The following is a 17,758-nucleotide window of genomic DNA, read 5'->3' on the forward strand; positions in this document are numbered from 1 at the left end:
CACGAGCGAGCCGGTGTTCTCCGGCGCTCAGACGACCAGGGCGGTGGCCTCCGCGAGGGAGAGGCCGCCGCCCTCGGCGTACGCGGCCTCGTACGACCGCGCGTCCAGGGCCTGGCGGATGCGGGCCTCGGCCAGCTCGCGGCTGCGCCGCTCCACGCCGGAGACCACGTGCCCGGGCGGCAGCAGCGCGGCGGCGGCGCCCAGGCAGCGGGCGGCGTCGGTGGCGCGGCCGCCGCCGTCGGCGCGGGCGAGGGCCATCGCGGCGACGGTCAGGCCGATGGAGTGCAGATGGGGGGTGACCGCCGAGGTCAGCGGGTCGGTGGCGAGCTCGAGCGCCCTGCGGGCCCGTTCCAGGGCGTCCTCGGTGCGGTCGTCCACGGCGTCCAGCCAGCCCTCCTGGCAGACGATGATGGCGTCGAAGACGATGAAGTGCGCGATCGCGATCTCCTCGCGCAGCAGCCGCAGTTGTTCGCGTGCCTCCGTGGTGCGGTCGGTCAGGCCGAGCCAGGCGGCGAGGAAGAGCCGGGCGGCGGGCATCGCCTCGTTGTGGGTGCCGCCCTGGCCGGCGATGACCTCGCGGAGCATCCGCTCGCCGCGCTCGCTCTCGCCGGCCTCCATGAGCACGTTGCCGAGGCGGGCGTGGAGCACGGCGACCTGGGCGCGCGCGCCGAGGCGTTCGGCGTGTTCGATGGCGGCCCGGTAGTCGGCGGCGGCGTCCCGGTGGGCGCCCTTGCGTTCCTGGGCCTCGCCGCGGGCGGACAGGGCCTCGGTGGCGCCCCAGGCGTCGCCGAGGCGGCGGTAGATCTCCAGGGACTCGTCGGCGTCGCGGGTGGCGTCGCCGGCCGAGGCGGTGCGGTTGGCGAGGAAGTTGGCGCGCAGGTGGAGGGCGCCGGCCAGCTCCCACTCGTAGCCGGGAGTGTCCCGGCAGGTGCGCACGGCGGCGTCCGCGATGGCGCGCAACCCCTTCGCGCCGCCGGTCAGCAGCACGGCGAAGAACCACAGCATGCCCGGCGCCCGGCAGGTCTGCGGCAGGCCGGGCTCGTAGACCTGGGCGACCACGCGCAGCTTGGCCTGGGCGTCGGGGGTCTGCCAGGCGTCGATCTCGGTGTCCATGCAGGCCAGGTGGGCCAGGTGGACGCCGCGCCGGGCCTCGGCGAGGATCTCGCCGGTGTACGGGGGCGGAACGTCGGTGCAGCGCTGCCAGACGGGGGCGGCGCGGCGGACCGGTTCGGCGAACGGGTCGGGGCCGAGTGCCATGACCTCCCGGCACCAGGCTCGGGTCTCGATGCGCTGGTCGCGCATCTGCCAGAACCAGAGCAGCGACAGCACCAGGCAGAGTGCCTCCTGTTCGTCGCGTTCGGCGACGGCGTGCCGGAAGGCGGTGCGCAGGTTCTCGTACTCCAGCTGGAACCGGTCGATGGCGGCGCGCTGTTCGGGGCCGCGCAGCAACGGATCGGTGGCGCGGGCGAGTTCGCGGTAGTGGATCAGGTGGGCGCGTTCGGCCTCGCCGCGGCGGCCGGTCTCGGCGAGGCGTTCGGCGGCGTACTCGGCGACGGTCTCCAGCAGCCGGTAGCGCATCCCGCCGTCGGCCGCGGGGGCGGCCACCACCAGGGACTTGTCGACCAGGGAGCCGACGGCGTCGAGGGCGGCCGGGCCGCACACGGCCTCGGCGGCGGCCAGGTCGCAGCCGCCGGCGAAGACGGACAGGCGGGCGAGGACGTCGCGTTCGCCGGCGTCCAGCAGGTCCCAGGACCAGTCCACGACGGCCCTGAGGGTCTGCTGGCGGGGCAGCAGGGTGCGGCTGCCGGAGGTGAGCAGCCGGAACCGGTCGTCCAGCCGGTCCGCTATCTGGCGGGGGGTGAGCATGCGCAGCCGGGCCGCCGCCAGCTCGATCGCGAGGGGCAGTCCGTCCAGGCGGCGGCAGATCTCGGCGCACGCCTCCGGGTCGTCCTCGGGCCGGAAGCCGGGGCGGGCCGCCGCGCCGCGGTCGGCGAGCAGCCGCAGCGCGACCGGCTCGGGCAGCGGCTCCACGGGCCGCAGCAACTCCCCCGGTACGCCGAGGGGTTCGCGGCTGGTGGCGAGGACGGTCAGCTCGGGACAGCGGGCCAGCAGCCGCTCGGTGAGCCGGGCGGCGGCGTCGACGACGTGCTCGCAGTTGTCCAGGATGATCAGCATGCGGCGCCGGGCGCAGTGCTCCACGAGCCGTTCGACGGGGTCGCCGTGCCGTTCGGAGACCGCCCGCATGCCGTCCACGCCGGCGCCGTGCAGCACGGTCTCACGGGCGCCGATCGCGGTGAGCACCGCCTGCGGTACGGCGTCGGGGTCGTCCACGGGGGCCAGCTCGGCGAGCCAGACGCCGTCCCGGAGGGTGGGCCGTACCGCCTCGGCGGCCTCCAGGGACAGCCGGGTCTTCCCTGCGCCGCCGGGTCCGAGGAGGGTGACGAGGCGGGCCGCGCCGAGGTCGGCGCCGATGGTCCGGATGTCGCTCTCCCGGCCGACGAAGGAGGTGATCCGGGCGGGCAGGTTGCCCGGGCGGTCCGCGGGCCGGCGCGGGTCGGGTCGGCCGGGGGCGGGGCGGCCGGACTCGGGTTCCTCGCCGAGCAGCTCGGCGTGCAGGGCGCGCAGGTCGGGACCGGGGTCGGAGCCGAGCCGGTCCGCGAGCAGGTGGCGTACGTCCTCGTAGGCGGCGAGGGCCTGGGCGGGGCGGCCGGCGTCGCGCAGGGCGCGCAGCCGCAGGGCCTGGAGCTGTTCGTCCAGGGGGTGGCTGTCGCACAGGGCGGTCAGTTCGGGCAGCGCCTGCTCGGCCTGGCCGAGGGCGAGGGCGGCGGTGTGCCGGGCGCGCTGGGCGTCGAGCCGGCGGGTCTCCCAGCGGGCCGCCTCGGCGGTGTGGTCGGGGAGGTCGGCGAGGGCGGGTCCGTGCCACAGGGCGAGGGCGTCGTCGAGGACGGCGGCGGCCTTGGCCGGGTCGCCGTCGGCGAGGGCGGCGAGGCCGTCGCCGGTGAGCCGGTCGAAGCGGGTGAGGTCCACGTCGTCGGGGGCCGCGGTGAGCCGGTAGCCGCCGTCGGCGGAGGCGACGGCGGCGGCACCGAGGGCCCGCCGGAGCCGGCCGACGAGCGCCTGCAGGGCGCCGGCGGCGTCCGCGGGCGGGTCGGCGCCCCACACCTCGTCCACCAGCACGGGCGCGGGCACGGTCCGCCCGGCCCGCAGCGCGAGCACGCTCAGCAGAGCACGCAGCCGCGCCCCGCCGACCGGGACGGCCGTACCGTCGGGACGGATTGCCTGGGTGGTGCCGAGCAGCCGATAACGCACGGGGCCCATTGTCCCTGGAGCGATCAGCCCCGGTCACCGGGCTCACCCGGCGCGGCGCCCGGGGGCTGGTCCGGTGCGTCGGGGGGCTCCGGGGGGCGTGGTCGGGTGGCGGTGGCGTCCAGGGTGACGAGTGCGCCGGTGGGGCGGTGGAGCCGCTGGGGGGTCGGGTCCGGGGCGGGTTCCGTGTGGGTGAACCACCGGGGGCAGGTGGCGACCGGCTCCAGGGTGTGCGCGCCCGGGATCTCTTCCCAGCGGTGGGGGGACGGGAGCAGGATCACGCCCTCGGGGCCCGGGCGGGGCCTGAGGGCACGGTCGTTGCGTTCCCGGATGCGGGGGTCGGTGTGGACCACGTACCGCTGGTGCACCAGCTCGATGGCGTGGACCCGGCCGAGGGTCTCGTGGTCGGGGCCGCCGTGGTTCTCCACCAGGGCGGTCTCGCCGTAGCGGCTCTCCCGGCCGGTCGTGGGCACGAGGCGCCAGGCGACCTCGTCCCCCACGGCGAACGGCGTGCCGCAGCATTCCATCTGCCGGTCCGCGTAGAACACCCTCATCCGTGGCATTCCTTCAGCCTCCGGGAACCGGGCGCCGGGCGCGAGACGTTTTCCCCACGCGTCCGCGGCCGGTACGGTCGCAGTTCCGTCCGTTCCCGCAGACCAGGAGCCTGCCCATGACCACCGCCACCAGCCGCCGCGGCGACCGGCAGATCAGCCCCGTGTTCGTCGGCATACTGGCCGTGACGGCGGTGACCGGCTGGGCCACCTGGAGCGGGTTCGCCGCGCAGCCGGGTATCGCGGTGTTCCTGTTCGTGACGGCGGCCTGGGTCGTCTCGCTGTGCCTGCACGAGTACGCGCACGCGCGCACCGCCCTGCACAGCGGGGACATCACGGTCGGCGCGAAGGGCTATCTCACGCTGAACCCGCTGAAGTACACGCACGCGCTGCTCAGCATCGTGCTCCCGGTGCTGTTCGTGATCATGGGCGGGATCGGTCTGCCCGGCGGCGCGGTGTTCATCGAGCGGAGCCGCATCCGGGGCCGCTGGCGGCACAGCCTGATCTCGGCGGCCGGCCCGCTGGCGAACGTGCTGTTCGCCGCGGTGTGCACGGCACCCTTCTGGCTGGACGCGCTGGACGGCGTCCCCGCGGAGTTCCGGTTCGCGCTGGCGTTCCTGGCGCTGCTGCAGGTGTCGGCGGCGCTGCTGAACTTCCTGCCGGTGCCGGGCCTGGACGGCTACGGCGTGATCGAGCCGTGGCTGTCGTACAACGTGAAGCGGCAGGTGGAGCCGTTCGCTCCGTTCGGTCTGCTGTTCGTGTTCGCGCTGCTGTGGCTGCCGTCGGTCAACGGCGTGTTCTTCGACGTGGTCGACTCGATCACGCGGGCGCTGAACGTCGACGACCTCTCCCAGTACTGCGGACAGGAGCTGTACCGGTTCTGGGAGGGCACCAACGACTACTGCGCGGTCAGCCGGTGACGGAACCGCTCCGGCCCGCCTTGCCGCGCTTGACGTAGTACCAGGTCATGTTGGACGACAGGCCCGCCAGCAGCACCCAGACGATCCCCAGCCAGCTGCCGCGGGAGAAGGAGACGACGGCCGCGACGACGGCGAGGACGCAGACCGCGAGGGGGTAGAGGGCGATGCGGGGCATGGGGCTGGGCTCCTGTCGGGGGACACTGCTTCGCCGACCAGTGTCCCCCATCGCCCTCCCCGGCTCACACGTCGGTGACGCGGAGCCCGGCGTGCGCCTTGTAGCGGCGGTTGACGGAGATCAGGTTCGCGACCAGCGACTCCACCTGGTGGGCGTTGCGCAGCCGGCCCGCGAAGATGCCGCGCATGCCGGGGATGCGCCCGGCCAGCGCCTGCACGATCTCCACGTCCGCGCGCTCCTCGCCGAGCACCATGACGTCGGTGTCGATCTGCTCGGTCCGCGGGTCCTGGAGCAGGACGGCCGACAGGTGGTGGAAGGCGGCGGTGACCCGGGAGTCCGGCAGCAGCGCGGCGGCCTGCTCGGCGGCGCTGCCCTCCTCCGGCTTGAGGGCGTAGGCGCCCTTCTTGTCGAAGCCGAGCGGGTTGACGCAGTCCACGACGAGCTTGCCGGCCAGTTCCTCGCGCAGGGACTTCAGCGTGTCGCCGTGGCCGTCCCACGGTACGGCGACGATCACGATGTCGCTGCGGCGCGCGGTCTCGGCGTTGTCGGCGCCCTCGACGCCGTGGCCGAGTTCACCGGCGGCGGCCTGCGCGCGCTCGGCGGCGCGGGAGCCGATGATCACCTTCTGCCCGGCCCGGGCCAGCCGGTAGGCGAGGCCCTTGCCCTGCGGTCCGGTGCCGCCGAGCACGCCGACGACGTACCCGGAGACGTCGGGCAGGTCCCAGGGGTCCTTGGCGGGGGCCTTGGCAGGGGTCTGTGCGCTGTCGGTAGAGGTCATGGGCCGACTCTACGTCCGCCGCCGGGGCGGTACCGGCTCAGGTCAGCCGGTGCACCGGCACCCGGCGGAAGGTGATCGTCTCGTAGGCGCCGAAGTCGCCCGTCTCGTACAGCAGGCCGACGGTGTGCGGGTCGACGCGGACCAGGTCGGAGTAGGCGGCGGGGAGCCCGTCGGCGGTGTACGCGGTGCTCCAGGTGGTGCCGCCGTCGCGGGAGGCGCGGATCGTCATGAGGGCGCGGGCGCCGCCGGGGTCGGCGGGGGCGGAGAAGAGGAGCAGGTCGGGGTCGCGGAGCTGGAGCACGGCGGCCTCGCAGACCGGCGCGGTCAGTCCGGCCTGCGGCCGGAAGGGTGTGACGAGGGTCTTCCCGCCGTCCCTGGAGTGGGCGTCGGCGCGGTTGCCGGGCGAGGGGGAGTCGTTGCGGGTGTTGAGGTAGACGCGGCCGTCGGGGAGTTCGGCGGCGGTGGTCTCGTTGACGTTGACGTAGCCGTCGGTGTTCTCGTCCAGGTAGCCGAGGTACCAGGTCTCGCCGTGGTCGTCGCTGAGCAGGCAGTGTCCGCTGTTGTACTTCGCCTCGGCGCCGGTGTCGGTGCCGGTGGGCGGCAGGGTGTGGTTGGCCGGGACGAGGACGCGGCCGGAGCCGAGCTGAAGGGCGTGACCGGGGGTGGTGGCGTACCAGCGCCAGCCGGGTTTCTTCACCTGGGGGGTGATCTCCCTGGGCGCGGACCATGTCAGTCCGTCGTCATCGCTGTGTTGCACCCACACCCGCCGGCCGTCGGCGTCCGCGACCTGGCCGCGCAGGATGGCGGCCTCGGTGGCGGCGGCGGCGGCGCGTACGTGCACGAGCAGGATCCGGCCGGTGTCCAGGACGACGGGGGCGGGGTTGCCGGCGAGGTCCGTGCCGTTGCGTGCGGCTACCTGGAGCGGTCCCCAGGTGCGGCCGCCGTCGGCGGACCGTTTCAGCACGATGTCGATGTGCCCGTGGTCGGCGGCGGAGTCGACGCGGCCCTCGCAGAAGGCCAGCAGGGTGCCGGAACGGGAGGCGACGACGGCCGGTATGCGGAAGCTCGCGTATCCCTCGCGGCCCGCGCGGAAGGGGACGGTCACGTCGGTCATCGGGCGGCTCCTGAAGGCCTGCGGACGGGCCGCCACCATCCCCGGGTCGGGCGAATTCCGGGTGAACGGCGCGTCACGGGTGAGTGGTTGCGGCAGGATGCGGTCGCATGGACGCCGTACGGGTCGCGTTGCTGCGGGAAGTGCTCGCCGGGACCGAGTGGCTGGGGGCCACCCGGAGGTTCGCGGGGGTGCTGCGCGGGTCGGTGGTGGCGCACGGGGGCGGGCTGCTGCTGGTGGGCACGCCGGAGTACGAGCCCTGGCATCTGGCCGCGCACCTGGTGGACGAGGCGGCCTGGTCGGGCACGCCGGAGCTGGCGCCGACGCTGGTACGGCACCACGCGCGCCCCTCGGATCCCGCGCATCTGGCGGTCGGGCCGGGGCGGCTGGCGGCGGCGCGGCGCGGTGAGACCCTGCTGGTCGTGGCGCCCGGGGAGCCGGCGCCGCTGCTGGAGCGGGTGCACGACGCCCGGCGGGCCGGGGTGACGGTGCTGGCGCTGGGCGCGGGCGGGGGCGAGCTGGCCGCGATGGCCCATGACACGCTGGCCGTGCCGCCGGGGGCGGAGCTGGACCTGGACACGGTGCAGCACCTGGTCAGCGCGGCGGCCGGGGAGAACGGGGGTTCTCCGCGGGCGCGGCGGGGGTTCCGGGACCGCCTGTCCCGCTGGACGGAAGCGCTGACGGCTCCTCCACCGGCCCCCTGGTGACCACGGCTCCCCGCCGGCCCCCTGGTGACTCGCCCACCCGCCGGCCGGCCGGACTCCGCTCCGCTCAGCTCTCTTCCGTGGTGCCGCCGGCGGGCGCGTCGTGCCAGCGGGGGTCGTTCTCCCACTGGAGGTTGCGTTCCGCGGCGGTCTCCATCGCGTGCCGGGCCTCCTCAGGCGACGCGTACGGTCCGAAACGGTCCCTGCCCGGGCAGTCCGGGCCCTCCTCGACCTTCTTGTGCTCCAGGCAGTAGTACCACTCGCCCGGCTTGCCGGCGGTGCGCTTCTTGAACAGGGCCATGACCAGCTCCTCTCGCCACCGACATGTTCCCCCATGTCCGCTGGTTAGACTCGCTGGCATGTCTGGCCAGTCGCTGCTCGTACCAGGGGAGCTGTCTCCCACCCGTTCGGTTCCCGGAAACATCCGCCGCCCCGAGTACGTCGGCAAGCCCGCGCCGGCGCCGTACACCGGGCCGGAGGTGCAGACCCCGGAGACCATCGAGGCGATGCGGATCGCCGGCCGTATCGCCGCGCGGGCGATGGCGGAGGCCGCGAAGATCATCGCGCCGGGGGTCACCACGGACCGGCTGGACAAGGTCGCCCACGAGTACATGTGCGACCACGGGGCCTACCCCTCCACGCTGGGCTACCGGGGCTTCCCGAAGTCGCTGTGCACCTCGGTCAACGAGGTCATCTGCCACGGCATCCCGGACTCGACCGTCCTGCGCGACGGCGACATCGTCAACCTGGACGTGACGGCGTACATCGGCGGGGTGCACGGCGACAACAACGCCACCTACCTGGTGGGTGACGTCGACGAGGAGTCGCGGCTGCTGGTGGAGCGCACCCGGGAGTCGCTCGACCGGGCGATCAAGGCGGTGAAGCCGGGCCGGCAGATCAACGTCATCGGCCGGGTCATCGAGTCGTACGCCAAGCGCTTCGGCTACGGCGTGGTCCGGGACTTCACCGGCCACGGCATCAGCACGTCGTTCCACTCGGGGCTGATCGTCCCGCACTACGACAGCCCGCACGCGACGACGGTGATGCAGCCCGGGATGACCTTCACGATCGAGCCGATGCTGACGCTCGGCACCCACGAGTACGACATGTGGGACGACGGCTGGACGGTCGTGACGAAGGACCGCAAGCGGACCGCGCAGTTCGAGCACACCCTGGTCGTGACGGACACCGGCGCGGAGATCCTGACCCTCCCCTGAGCACCGCGCGGGGCGCGTGAGCCCTGGACGACCGGGCCCCCCGCACCGCGTGCGGGGGACCCGGGTCGCATCAGCGCAGGTAGTCGCTGCAGTGGGCGCCGGACCAGGTGAGGTGGTTCTCCAGCGACGTGAGCGAGCCGGCGTACGGGCTGCAGACGGCCTCGTCGTCGTCCTTGGTGTCGTGGTTGCTGGCACTGGCCGTCGTCGCGCCGGCGGCGGCGAGAGCGGCGGCGAGGCAGGTCGCGGCCACGACTGATCTGATGCGCATGGTGCTCCTCTCGGGGAGGCGGAGTGGTCACGCCCAGTGGTCCCCGTTCGCCCTCGCGCGCACACGCGGATCCACCCGGACGGGCGCTCGGACGCTCACCCGGACGCCGTACCGGCCGTCGCCGCGCCGGCGCCGTGCGTCAGCGCTCCAGGTGGACGCGTCCGCCGACCTCGATCCACCCGTGCGGCTGGGGCGCGGTCAGGATCTGCGAGCCCCGGCCCTGGGTGATGTTGAGGGCCCGGCCCAGCCGCTCGGTCAGGAGGAGGGCGGCGGCGCCGGTCGCCTCGTCCTCCTCGATGCCGTCGTCACGGCCGGGGAAGGCGCGGGCCCGGATCCGCCCGGCGGCCTCGTCCTCCCAGGCCCAGGCGTAGATCCACTCCCCCTTCGGCGGCACCGGGAGCGCGTCCACCTCGGCGGCGCCCGGATATTGGCGCAGGGTGCGCGGAGGCGCCCATTCCGCGCGGGCCTCGATCCAGCTGAACTCACCGTCCAGCCGGGCGCCGACGACTCCGGCCGGGGTGACCAGTTCGGGTACGTCGAGCAGCCAGGCCGTGCCTACGCAGGGGTGGCCGGCGAAGGGCAGCCGGAGGGTGGGGGTGTAGATGTCGATCAGGCCGCGTTCGGGGTCGTCCACGAACACGGTCTCGCTGAAGCCGAGTTTGCCGGCGAGCGCCTGCCGGTCGCTCCGCTCGGGCAGCACCGAGCCGTCGCGGACGACGCCCAGCTCGTTGCCGTAGCCGCCGTTCGGTCCGCAGAAGACGCGGAGTACGTCGTAGTCAGTCACCGGGGAATTGAAACACCGCGTCCGCGGCGAGCGCCTCCCAGGCGGGGGCACCGCCGGGCAGGGGCCAGGACCGGGTGCGGGCCTCCTCGTACGGCAGGCCGGAGAGGGTGTCGGCGCAGGCCCGTGCCGGCGTCTCGTGCGGCTCGGGCCCCGCGGCGGCCGACCACAGCCGATGGGCTTCGGTCGCCTCGCGGACCTGACCCCGCCAGTCCTCCTCGTCCGGCACCCGGGCGAGCACCACACACGGCGGAGTGAGCCCCTCGGCGACCGCCGCGACGGCCCTGTCGTGCCCGTCGAGCAGCAGCCAGCCGTCGAGGCCGGTGACCCACCAGAGCAGCACCGGAGCCAGGGTGCCGTCGCGGGCGTGCTTGCGGTAGGCCCGCACCCGGGGCGCGTCCTCGGAGGAGAGCGGACGCAGCGGAACGACTCCGTGCCAGCCGTATCCGGACCAGTCGAGATGGCAGTGGGGCCACGCGCGGACGAAGTCGGCGGCGTGCCAGACGTACGGGGGGAACACCGTGCGCACTCCCAGACGCCAACGGGAGTCGCGCAGCGGGCCGTGGCGCGTCTCCTCCAGCCATCGGGCGCAGGCGTGCACCCAGTTGCCCGGGTCGCGCATCAGCGCGGAGCGCATCGGCGGGAGGGGCGGGCGGTAACCGGCGTACCGGCTGACGTACACGCCCTGGTTCGCCTCCTCCACCCGGGCCAGCAGCAGCACCCGCTCGTCCTGCCGCAGCAGCAGGCGGCCGCCGTCGGCCGCCTCGAAGCGCAACGGCGGCGGTCCCGGCCTGTTCCGCACGTCCAGCACCAGGCCGCCGGGCCCCAGCGGTTCTCTGCGCGCGCTCTCCCCCATGACCGCCACCCTCCCACCGCTTGGCGTCGCCTTTGCCGTTCGTTGCCGTCTTTTTTGAGACATCGCGATCACGCCGTGTCGGTGATCTCACGGTGAGAGCTGAATCACGGCACGCAGGGGTATGGGTGAGGAAGCCTCATGTAAGTTAGGGCAGCCTCACCAGATCAGATCCGCTTGGAGCCCGCATGCGAGCCGTCCGACTGACCGTCACCGCCGCCGCCACCGCGGCGGCTCTGACCGCCCTCTCGGCCTGCACCGCGAAGAGCGATGCCAAGGACGGCGACGCCATCCATGTCACGGCCGCCGACTCGAAGTGCGACACCTCCAGCACCTCCGTGCCGGCCGGGCAGGTCACGCTGAAGATCGAGAACAAGGGATCGAAGGCGACCGAGGTCGAGATCCTGTTCCCGGACGACCGGATCGTCTCCGAGAAGGAGAACATCGGCCCGGGCACCAGGTACACGCTGACCGCCGAGGTGAAGGCCGGGTCGTACGAGATCGCCTGCCGGCCCGGCATGAAGGGCCACGGCGTGCGGCAGAAGCTGACCGTGACCGGCGGCGGCAGCGCGGCCCAGCGCGACCCGCGGCTGGACAAGGCCGTCGCCGACTACCGCCAGTACGCCCAGGACCAGGCCGACGAGACGCTGCCGAAGGCCGAGACCTTCGTGAAGGCCGTCAAGGCCGGCGACCTGGACGCCGCGAAGAAGGCCTACGGCCTCTCCCGCCTCGGCTGGGAGCGCACCGAGCCGGTCGCCGAGTCCTTCGGTGACATCGACCCGAAGGTCGACGTCCGCGAGGACGGCCTGGAGGACGGCCAGAAGTGGACCGGCTGGCACCGGCTGGAGAAGGCCCTCTGGCACGACCGGAAGATCGGCGCCGAGGAGAAGGCCCTCGCCGGGCAGCTGCTGACGGACCTCAAGGACTGGCAGGGCCGGGTCGGCAAGGCCGAGATCACCCCGACCTCGATGGCCAACGGCGCCAAGGAGCTGCTGGACGAGGTCGCCACCGGCAAGGTCACCGGCGAGGAGGACCGCTACGCCCACACCGACCTGGTCGACTTCAAGGGCAACGTCGAGGGCGCCCGGAAGGCGTACGAGCTGCTGAAGCCGGTCGCCGCGAAGAACGACCCGGCGCTGGTCAAGGAGCTGGACGAGCAGTTCGCGGCGCTGGACGCGCTGCTCGACAAGTACCGGACGGACAAGACGTCCTACGACTTCGTCTCCTACGACAAGGTCACCAAGGACCAGCGCAAGGAGCTGTCGGACGCGGTGAACGCGCTCGCCGAGCCGCTGTCCAAGCTCGCCGCCGCGGTCGTGAAGTGAGCAGGGGGCGAGAGCGATGACCGAGAGCCAGGAGACCCAGGAGGCCCGGGAGTCCCGGGAGAGCAGTCCGTCGCGCCGCGCGCTGATCGGCTGGGGCGGTGCCGGGCTCGCGCTCGGGGCCGCCGTGGCCGGCGGGGCCGTGGCGATGGCCAGGACGGGTGACGACATGGATCCCGCCGCCGGGACCGGCGGCGAGGTGCCGTTCCACGGTGCCCACCAGGCCGGCATCGCCACTCCGGTGCAGGACCGCCTGCATTTCGCCGCGTTCGACGTGAAGACCGAGGACCGCGACGCGTTCGTCCGGATGCTCAAGGACTGGACCGACGCGGCCCGCCGGATGACCGCGGGCAAGGCGGTCGGCGAGGGCGCCTACGGCGGGCTCGCCGAGGCCCCGCCGGACGACACCGGTGAGGCGCTCGGACTCAAGCCGTCCCGGCTGACGCTGACCATCGGGTTCGGGCCGTCGCTGTTCGGGAAGTTCGGGCTGGAGGAGCGGCGGCCCGAGGCCCTGGTCGACCTGCCCAGGTTCCCCGGCGACAACCTGGACCGCGGCCGCACCGGCGGCGACCTGTGCGTCCAGGCCTGCGCCGACGATCCGCAGGTCGCGGTGCACGCCATCCGCAACCTCGCCCGGATCGGCTTCGGCAAGGTCGCCATCCGCTGGTCGCAGCTCGGCTTCGGCAAGACCTCCTCGACCACCCCGGACGCGCAGACCCCGCGCAACCTGATGGGCTTCAAGGACGGCACCCGCAACATCGCGGGCACCGAGACCGACCGGCTGAAGAAGTTCGTGTGGGTCGGCGAGGGCGACGGGCCGGACTGGATGACCGGCGGGTCGTACCTGGTCGCCCGGCGGATCCGGATGAACATCGAGACCTGGGACCGCGCCTCGCTCCAGGAGCAGGAGGACGTGTTCGGCCGCGACAAGCGCGAGGGCGCGCCCGTCGGCAAGGCCAAGGAGCACGACGAGCCGTTCCTGAAGGCGATGAAGCCGGACGCGCACGTGCGGCTCGCGCACCCCGACTCCAACAACGGGGTCACCATCCTGCGCCGGGGCTACTCGTTCACCGACGGCACCGACGGCCTGGGCCGGCTCGACGCGGGCCTGTTCTTCCTCGCCTACCAGCGGGACGTGCGCAAGGGCTTCATCCCGCTCCAGCGCAAGCTCTCCGCCCACGACGCGCTCAACGAGTACATCCAGCACGTGGGTTCCGCGGTCTTCGCGGTCCCGCCCGGTGTCCGGGACTCCGGTGACTGGTGGGGCCGCACGCTGTTCTCGAAGGAGGCGTAGCCGGTGTTCTCCAACTACCTGATCGGCCTGCGCGAGGGTCTTGAGGCGTCGCTCGTCGTCTGCATCCTGATCGCCTATCTGGTCAAGACCGGCCGCAAGGACGCCGTGAGGCCGATCTGGATCGGCATCGGCATCGCCATCGCCATCGCCATGGGCTTCGGCTGCGCCCTGGAGTTCGGCTCCCAGGAGCTGACCTTCCAGGCGCAGGAGGCGCTCGGCGGCTCCCTGTCGGTCGTCGCCGTGGGCCTGGTGACCTGGATGGTGTTCTGGATGCGGCGCACCGCCCGGCACCTGAAGTCGGAGCTGCACGGCAAGCTGGACGCGGCCCTGAAGCTCGGCACGGGCGCGCTGGTCGCCACCGCCTTCCTCGCCGTCGGCCGGGAGGGCCTGGAGACCGCGCTGTTCGTGTGGGCGTCGGTGCACGCGGCGAGTGACGGCACCCCGCGCCCGCTGGTCGGTGTCGCGCTGGGCCTGGCCACGGCGGTCCTCCTGGGCTGGCTGTTCTACCGGGGCGCCCTGAAGATCAACCTGGCCAAGTTCTTCACCTGGACCGGCGGCATGCTGGTCGTGGTCGCCGCGGGCGTGCTCGCGTACGGCTTCCACGACCTGCAGGAGGCCGGCTGGATCCCGGGCATCAACGAACTGGCCTTCGACATCAGCGGCGTCATCCCGCCGGACAGCTGGTACGGCACCCTGCTGAAGGGCGTGTTCAACTTCCAGCCGGACCCGACGGTCGTCCAGATCACGGTGTGGGCGCTGTACCTGGTCCCGGTGCTCGCGCTGTTCCTCTCCCCGGTAGGGTTCGCCTCCGGAAAGGGGAAGGTGAAGGAGCCCGATGACCAGGGAACGCAGCCGTCGACGGCTTCCCAGGCGTGACCGGAACGCACTCATAGCGGCCTCGCTGACCGCTTTGTCGCTGACCGCGAGCGGATGCGTGGTGGTGCACGGGGAGCGCGAGGTGCTCCCCGCGGCCACCCGCGCCGAGGCCGCCAAGGCGCTCACCGCGTTCACGGACGCGTACAACAAGGCCGACAAGGCCTACGACAGCTCCCTGGACGCGCCCTACGTGACCGGCGCCCTCGCCGACATCGACGCGGCCCGGCTGAAGGCCGGGCACGTCAACAGCCCGTCCGGGAACCCGGACCACACCCCGCTGAAGCTGACGGACGTGCGGATCACGATCCCGAAGAAGGCGGGCTGGCCCCGCTGGTTCGTCGCCGACGCCGCCGGCAACAAGGGCGGGAGCTACCGCTGGGTGCTGGTCTTCACGCGGGGCGACCTCGGCGAGCGCTGGCGGGTGGCCTACCTGACGCTCATGGCCCCCGGCACGCTGCCGGAGTTCAGGAAGGACGAGGACGGCTGGGCCGAGGCCGTACCCGCCGGCACCACGCGACTCGCCGTCCGCCCGGACGAGCTGAGCAGGTCGTACGCGGCCTACCTGAAGAGCGGCGGGAAGACCTTCGCCGACGGCCCGGACACCAGCAGGCTGCGCGCGGACCGCGCCAAGGAGGCCAAGAAGCCCGGCCTGGTCCGCCAGTTCATCGACGAGCCGCTCACCCGCGGCGCGTACGCGCCGCTCGCGCTGCGCACGGCGGACGGCGGGGCGCTGGTCTTCTTCACCACGCACCACTACGAGAAGCAGACCGCCTACACCGGAGGCTTGGTGCAGGTCCCGAACAAGTCCGTGCAGGCCCTGGTCAAGGGTGAGGTGAAGCAGTCCCTGACGATGGAGTCGGTCGCCAACGAGGCCGCCCTCGACCCGGCCGGCAGCGGCCCGGTGCGGATGCTGGGGCGGGTCCAGGGACTGACGTCCGCCCAGGGCGAATAGCGGGGCGAGCAGGCCGGCCGACGGTCAGTGGTGCAGGGGCCAGGCGGTGCCGTACCGGCCGGTCTCGGTGCCCACGTGCCGGGCGCAGGCGTCGGTGAGCGCCTCCAGCAGGGTCAGCGGGTCGGGCAGCGGGTGCTCGGGGCCGCGCACCCAGCGCACCTGCTGGTCGTCGACGCCGGGCAGCCGGGCGGGCGGTACGAGGACGTAGGAGCCCCGGCAGTGCCAGCGCAGGCCGGGGTGCTCGTCCATCGTCTCCGGGTGGCAGTCCAGCTCGCAGGGCCACCACTCGTCCTCGTCCTCGGGGGTGCCCCGGGTGAGGGTGAAGAACAGCATGCGGCCGTCATCGCTCTCGGCGACCGGCCCGACCTCGACGCCGGAGCCGAGCAGCCGCTCCATGGCCTCCCGGCCGGCCGCCAGGGGCACGTCCAGCACGTCGTGCACCATGCCGGTGGCGGTGATGAAGTTCGCCTGCGGCTGGTGCCGGGCCCAGCGCTCGATCTGGGCGCGGTCGGTGGTGGACTGGGTCTGCCAGGCGAAGGACACCGGGTGGCGGGCCGGGGTGGGACAGCCCACGCGGTCGCAGGAGCAGCGGTAGCCGTCGGCGGGGTGCGCGGCGGGCGCGAGGGGCAGTCCCGCCGCCGCGGCGGCCAGCAGGAGGGGCTCACGGCCGGCGTCGTCCGCGGCGGTCTCCTTCGAGCGGCGTCCGAGCAGCCACTGGGAGAGTTTGCCCTGCCGGCCGGTCCGGCCGCCGAACGTCTCGCTCATCTATCCCCTTCGGTCCCGTGGTCGCCTCGCTGGTGTGCGGACAGCATGCCTTATCGTCCCATCTTCGCGTACTTCGGGGGGTCCGGAAGGCGTTGTGCGGAAGTACGTCAACGGGGTGCGATGCCGTGCAGGGCGTACTCGACCAGGGTGTCCGTGTAGTCGTACGAGATCGGCCCGGTCCGTTGCAGCCAGCGCTGCGCGAGCGGGGAGACGAACAGCTCCAGCGCGACCCGGGGGTCGACGTCGGCCCGGACCGCCCCCGCGGCCTGTGCCGAGCGCAGGCGGGCGACGTACAGCTGGAGCTGCGGTTCGAGGAGTGCGTGGACGAACTGGCGGCCGAGCTGCTCGTTGACCACGCCCTCCGCGGCCAGCGCCCGCGCCGGCGCCTCGAAGCGGGGGTCGAGGAGCTCGTCCACCGTGGCCCGCAGCACCGCCTTCAGGTCGGCGGCCAGGTCGCCGGTGTCCGGGATGACGTCCGCATCCTGCCCTGCCGCCCGGGCCGCCTGCCCGGCGAGGTCCAGGAAGGCCTCCAGCAGGACGTCCCCCTTGGACGACCACCACCGGTAGATGGTCTGCTTGCCGACTCCGGCCCGGGCGGCGATGGCTTCCACGGTGGTCTTCGGGTAGCCGACCTCGCCGACCAGGGCGAGGGCGGCGGCGTAGATCGCCCGGCGGGACTTCTCGCTGCGGCGGGTGGCGTCGGGGGCGGACTTGTCGACCATGGGGTCGAAAGTAACAAGCCCGGGCGGTGGGCTACGACGCCGAGTCGTACGGCGGCCAGGCGTCGCCCCAGTCGGCATCCCGGGCGGCCCTGTACAGGTCGCCGTGGCGCTTGGTGACCGTCGTACGGCGCAGCCGCTCCTCGGTCTCGCACAGGTCGAGCAGCACCTGGCCCTTGCGGATCTGCGGGCGCCGGACCACGCGGGCGGGGGCGGGCTCGGCGGGCAGCCGGGTGGCGGCGACGTAGGAGAACTTCTCGTCCTCGTACGCCAGCGAGCCGCCCTTGACCTGGCGGTGCAGGGAGGAGCGGCCGACCCGGGCGGAGAAGTGGCACCAGTCCGTGCCGGGCGCGATGGGGCAGGCGGCGCTGTGCGGGCAGGGGGCGGCGACGCGGAAGCCGGCGCGGACCAGCCGGTCGCGGGCCTCGATGATCCGCTGGTAGCCGGCCGGGGTGCCGGCCTCCACGATCACGACGGTCCGGGCGGCGCCGGCGGCGGCGTCGACGAGGGCGGCGCGGTCGGGCTCGGCGAGTTCGTTCAGGACGTACGACACGGTGACCAGGTCGGTGGCGTCCAGGGTGAGGTCCTCGCCGATCCGGGCGCGCTGCCAGCGGGCGTCTTCCAGGGCCGGGTTGGCGGCGGCGATCCGCCGGCCGAGGGCGAGGGCGGGCTCGGCCCAGTCCAGCACGGTGACGCTGCGCACGCCGGGCCAGGTGGCGGTGACGGCCCAGGTGGCGGCGCCGGTGCCGCCGCCGACGTCGGTGTGGCTGCCGGGGGTCCAGTCGGGGACGGTGTCGGCGAAGGCCGTGAGCGCGGAGCGGACGGCCTCGAAGGTGGCCGGCATGCGGTAGGCGGCGTACGCGGCGACGTCGGCGCGGTGGCGGAGGATCGGGGCGTGGGTCGGGGTGTCGCCGCGGTAGGTGGCGATCAGCCGGTCCACGGCGGCGGTGACCTCCGTGGGGGGCAGGCCGTCGAGCAGGTCGGCCAGGGCCGTGCGAAGGGTTGCGGCCGGGGAGGCGGGGTCGTTCACCCGGCGATTCTATGGTGCGGGTGCCGTCCGGCGGGGCGGCGGTTCCGGGGCGCGGGCGCCGTCCGGCGGGGCGGCGGTTCCGGGGCGCCCTGCGCTGGTGCCGGCCTGCTGGGGGCTCCGCCCCCAGACCCCCGGC

General features: G+C 73.7%; 19 protein-coding genes. 7 read left to right on the forward strand and 12 right to left on the reverse strand.

The annotated features are described in order from the left end of the window. Window positions 1-27: 27 nt before the first annotated feature. Both ACZ7N4_RS01625 and ACZ7N4_RS01630 read right to left on the reverse strand, forming a co-directional pair. Window positions 28-3,318: an ATP-binding protein gene (locus ACZ7N4_RS01625; RefSeq protein WP_471352591.1), complete on the reverse strand. Its 3,291-nt coding sequence runs from the start codon at window positions 3,316-3,318 to the stop codon at window positions 28-30. Window positions 3,319-3,332: 14 nt separating this feature from the next. Next, complete coding sequence (locus ACZ7N4_RS01630) at window positions 3,333-3,860, reverse strand: DUF6578 domain-containing protein (RefSeq protein ID WP_471352593.1); 528 nt, start codon at window positions 3,858-3,860, stop codon at window positions 3,333-3,335. A gap of 116 nt (window positions 3,861-3,976) precedes the next feature. Here ACZ7N4_RS01630 and ACZ7N4_RS01635 point away from each other — a divergent pair, with 116 nt between their 5' ends. Continuing rightward, window positions 3,977-4,777, forward strand: coding sequence for a site-2 protease family protein (locus ACZ7N4_RS01635; RefSeq protein ID WP_471352595.1), 801 nt, complete (start codon window positions 3,977-3,979; stop codon window positions 4,775-4,777). On the opposite strand, the gene ACZ7N4_RS01640 is transcribed toward ACZ7N4_RS01635, so the two are convergent. The 3 genes from ACZ7N4_RS01640 to ACZ7N4_RS01650 are packed head-to-tail and all read right to left on the reverse strand — an operon-like array spanning window position 4,767 to window position 6,844. Beyond that, the gene (locus ACZ7N4_RS01640; RefSeq protein ID WP_471352597.1) at window positions 4,767-5,003 is read right to left on the reverse strand and encodes a hypothetical protein; all 237 of its coding nucleotides are present in this window, start codon (window positions 5,001-5,003) and stop codon (window positions 4,767-4,769) included. The two genes, ACZ7N4_RS01635 and ACZ7N4_RS01640, sit on opposite strands and share 11 nt — an antisense overlap. 13 nt (window positions 5,004-5,016) lie before the next feature. Then, on the reverse strand, window positions 5,017-5,730 hold the full coding sequence (gene npdG, locus ACZ7N4_RS01645) for an NADPH-dependent F420 reductase (RefSeq protein ID WP_471352599.1): 714 nt from the start codon (window positions 5,728-5,730) through the stop codon (window positions 5,017-5,019). Between the two features lie 37 nt (window positions 5,731-5,767). Then, entirely contained in the window at window positions 5,768-6,844 is a 1,077-nt protein-coding gene (locus ACZ7N4_RS01650; protein WP_471352601.1) for a sialidase family protein, read from the reverse strand. 107 nt (window positions 6,845-6,951) lie between these two features. Between ACZ7N4_RS01650 and ACZ7N4_RS01655 the strand changes: the two genes are divergently transcribed. Beyond that, window positions 6,952-7,548, forward strand: coding sequence for a hypothetical protein (locus ACZ7N4_RS01655; protein WP_471352603.1), 597 nt, complete (start codon window positions 6,952-6,954; stop codon window positions 7,546-7,548). Between the two features lie 64 nt (window positions 7,549-7,612). Here ACZ7N4_RS01655 and ACZ7N4_RS01660 read toward each other — a convergent pair whose 3' ends face one another. Beyond that, window positions 7,613-7,846: a hypothetical protein gene (locus ACZ7N4_RS01660; RefSeq protein ID WP_471352605.1), complete on the reverse strand. Its 234-nt coding sequence runs from the start codon at window positions 7,844-7,846 to the stop codon at window positions 7,613-7,615. A 58-nt stretch (window positions 7,847-7,904) separates the two neighbouring features. Between ACZ7N4_RS01660 and map the strand changes: the two genes are divergently transcribed. Beyond that, window positions 7,905-8,762 (forward strand): type I methionyl aminopeptidase, encoded by an 858-nt coding sequence (gene map / locus ACZ7N4_RS01665; protein ID WP_471352607.1) that lies wholly within the window; start codon window positions 7,905-7,907, stop codon window positions 8,760-8,762. Between the two features lie 70 nt (window positions 8,763-8,832). Here map and ACZ7N4_RS01670 read toward each other — a convergent pair whose 3' ends face one another. From ACZ7N4_RS01670 to ACZ7N4_RS01680, 3 genes are all read right to left on the reverse strand, one after another. Next, a complete protein-coding gene (locus ACZ7N4_RS01670; RefSeq protein WP_471352609.1) occupies window positions 8,833-9,030 on the reverse strand; it encodes a hypothetical protein in 198 nt (65 codons plus the stop codon). 139 nt (window positions 9,031-9,169) lie between these two features. Beyond that, a complete protein-coding gene (locus ACZ7N4_RS01675) occupies window positions 9,170-9,814 on the reverse strand; it encodes a PhzF family phenazine biosynthesis protein (RefSeq protein ID WP_471352611.1) in 645 nt (214 codons plus the stop codon). Then, entirely contained in the window at window positions 9,807-10,667 is an 861-nt protein-coding gene (locus ACZ7N4_RS01680) for a hypothetical protein (RefSeq protein WP_471352613.1), read from the reverse strand. Before ACZ7N4_RS01680 ends, ACZ7N4_RS01675 begins: the two co-directional genes overlap by 8 nt. A gap of 185 nt (window positions 10,668-10,852) precedes the next feature. On the opposite strand from ACZ7N4_RS01680, the gene efeO reads away from it, so the two are divergent. From efeO to ACZ7N4_RS01700, 4 genes are read left to right on the forward strand one after another with little or no spacing between them, the layout of a single operon-like run. Further along, window positions 10,853-11,989 (forward strand): iron uptake system protein EfeO, encoded by a 1,137-nt coding sequence (gene efeO, locus ACZ7N4_RS01685; RefSeq protein ID WP_471352615.1) that lies wholly within the window; start codon window positions 10,853-10,855, stop codon window positions 11,987-11,989. Window positions 11,990-12,005: 16 nt separating this feature from the next. Beyond that, window positions 12,006-13,280 carry an iron uptake transporter deferrochelatase/peroxidase subunit gene (gene efeB / locus ACZ7N4_RS01690; protein WP_471352617.1) on the forward strand — a complete coding sequence of 425 codons (1,275 nt, stop codon included), beginning with the start codon at window positions 12,006-12,008 and terminating at the stop codon, window positions 13,278-13,280. 3 nt (window positions 13,281-13,283) lie between these two features. Continuing rightward, window positions 13,284-14,156 carry an iron uptake transporter permease EfeU gene (efeU, locus tag ACZ7N4_RS01695; protein ID WP_471352619.1) on the forward strand — a complete coding sequence of 291 codons (873 nt, stop codon included), beginning with the start codon at window positions 13,284-13,286 and terminating at the stop codon, window positions 14,154-14,156. Then, window positions 14,116-15,108, forward strand: coding sequence for an SCO2278 family lipoprotein (locus ACZ7N4_RS01700; protein ID WP_471352621.1), 993 nt, complete (start codon window positions 14,116-14,118; stop codon window positions 15,106-15,108). Before efeU ends, ACZ7N4_RS01700 begins: the two co-directional genes overlap by 41 nt. A 24-nt stretch (window positions 15,109-15,132) precedes the next feature. Here ACZ7N4_RS01700 and ACZ7N4_RS01705 read toward each other — a convergent pair whose 3' ends face one another. From ACZ7N4_RS01705 to ACZ7N4_RS01715, 3 genes are all read right to left on the reverse strand, one after another. Further along, window positions 15,133-15,873 carry a bifunctional DNA primase/polymerase gene (locus tag ACZ7N4_RS01705; protein ID WP_471352623.1) on the reverse strand — a complete coding sequence of 247 codons (741 nt, stop codon included), beginning with the start codon at window positions 15,871-15,873 and terminating at the stop codon, window positions 15,133-15,135. 107 nt (window positions 15,874-15,980) lie between these two features. Then, window positions 15,981-16,595 (reverse strand): TetR/AcrR family transcriptional regulator, encoded by a 615-nt coding sequence (locus ACZ7N4_RS01710; RefSeq protein ID WP_471352625.1) that lies wholly within the window; start codon window positions 16,593-16,595, stop codon window positions 15,981-15,983. Between the two features lie 31 nt (window positions 16,596-16,626). Beyond that, window positions 16,627-17,622: a small ribosomal subunit Rsm22 family protein gene (locus tag ACZ7N4_RS01715; RefSeq protein WP_471352627.1), complete on the reverse strand. Its 996-nt coding sequence runs from the start codon at window positions 17,620-17,622 to the stop codon at window positions 16,627-16,629. Between the last annotated feature and the right edge of the window lie 136 nt (window positions 17,623-17,758).

This window comes from Streptomyces sp. NPDC107654 (genome assembly GCF_055639035.1).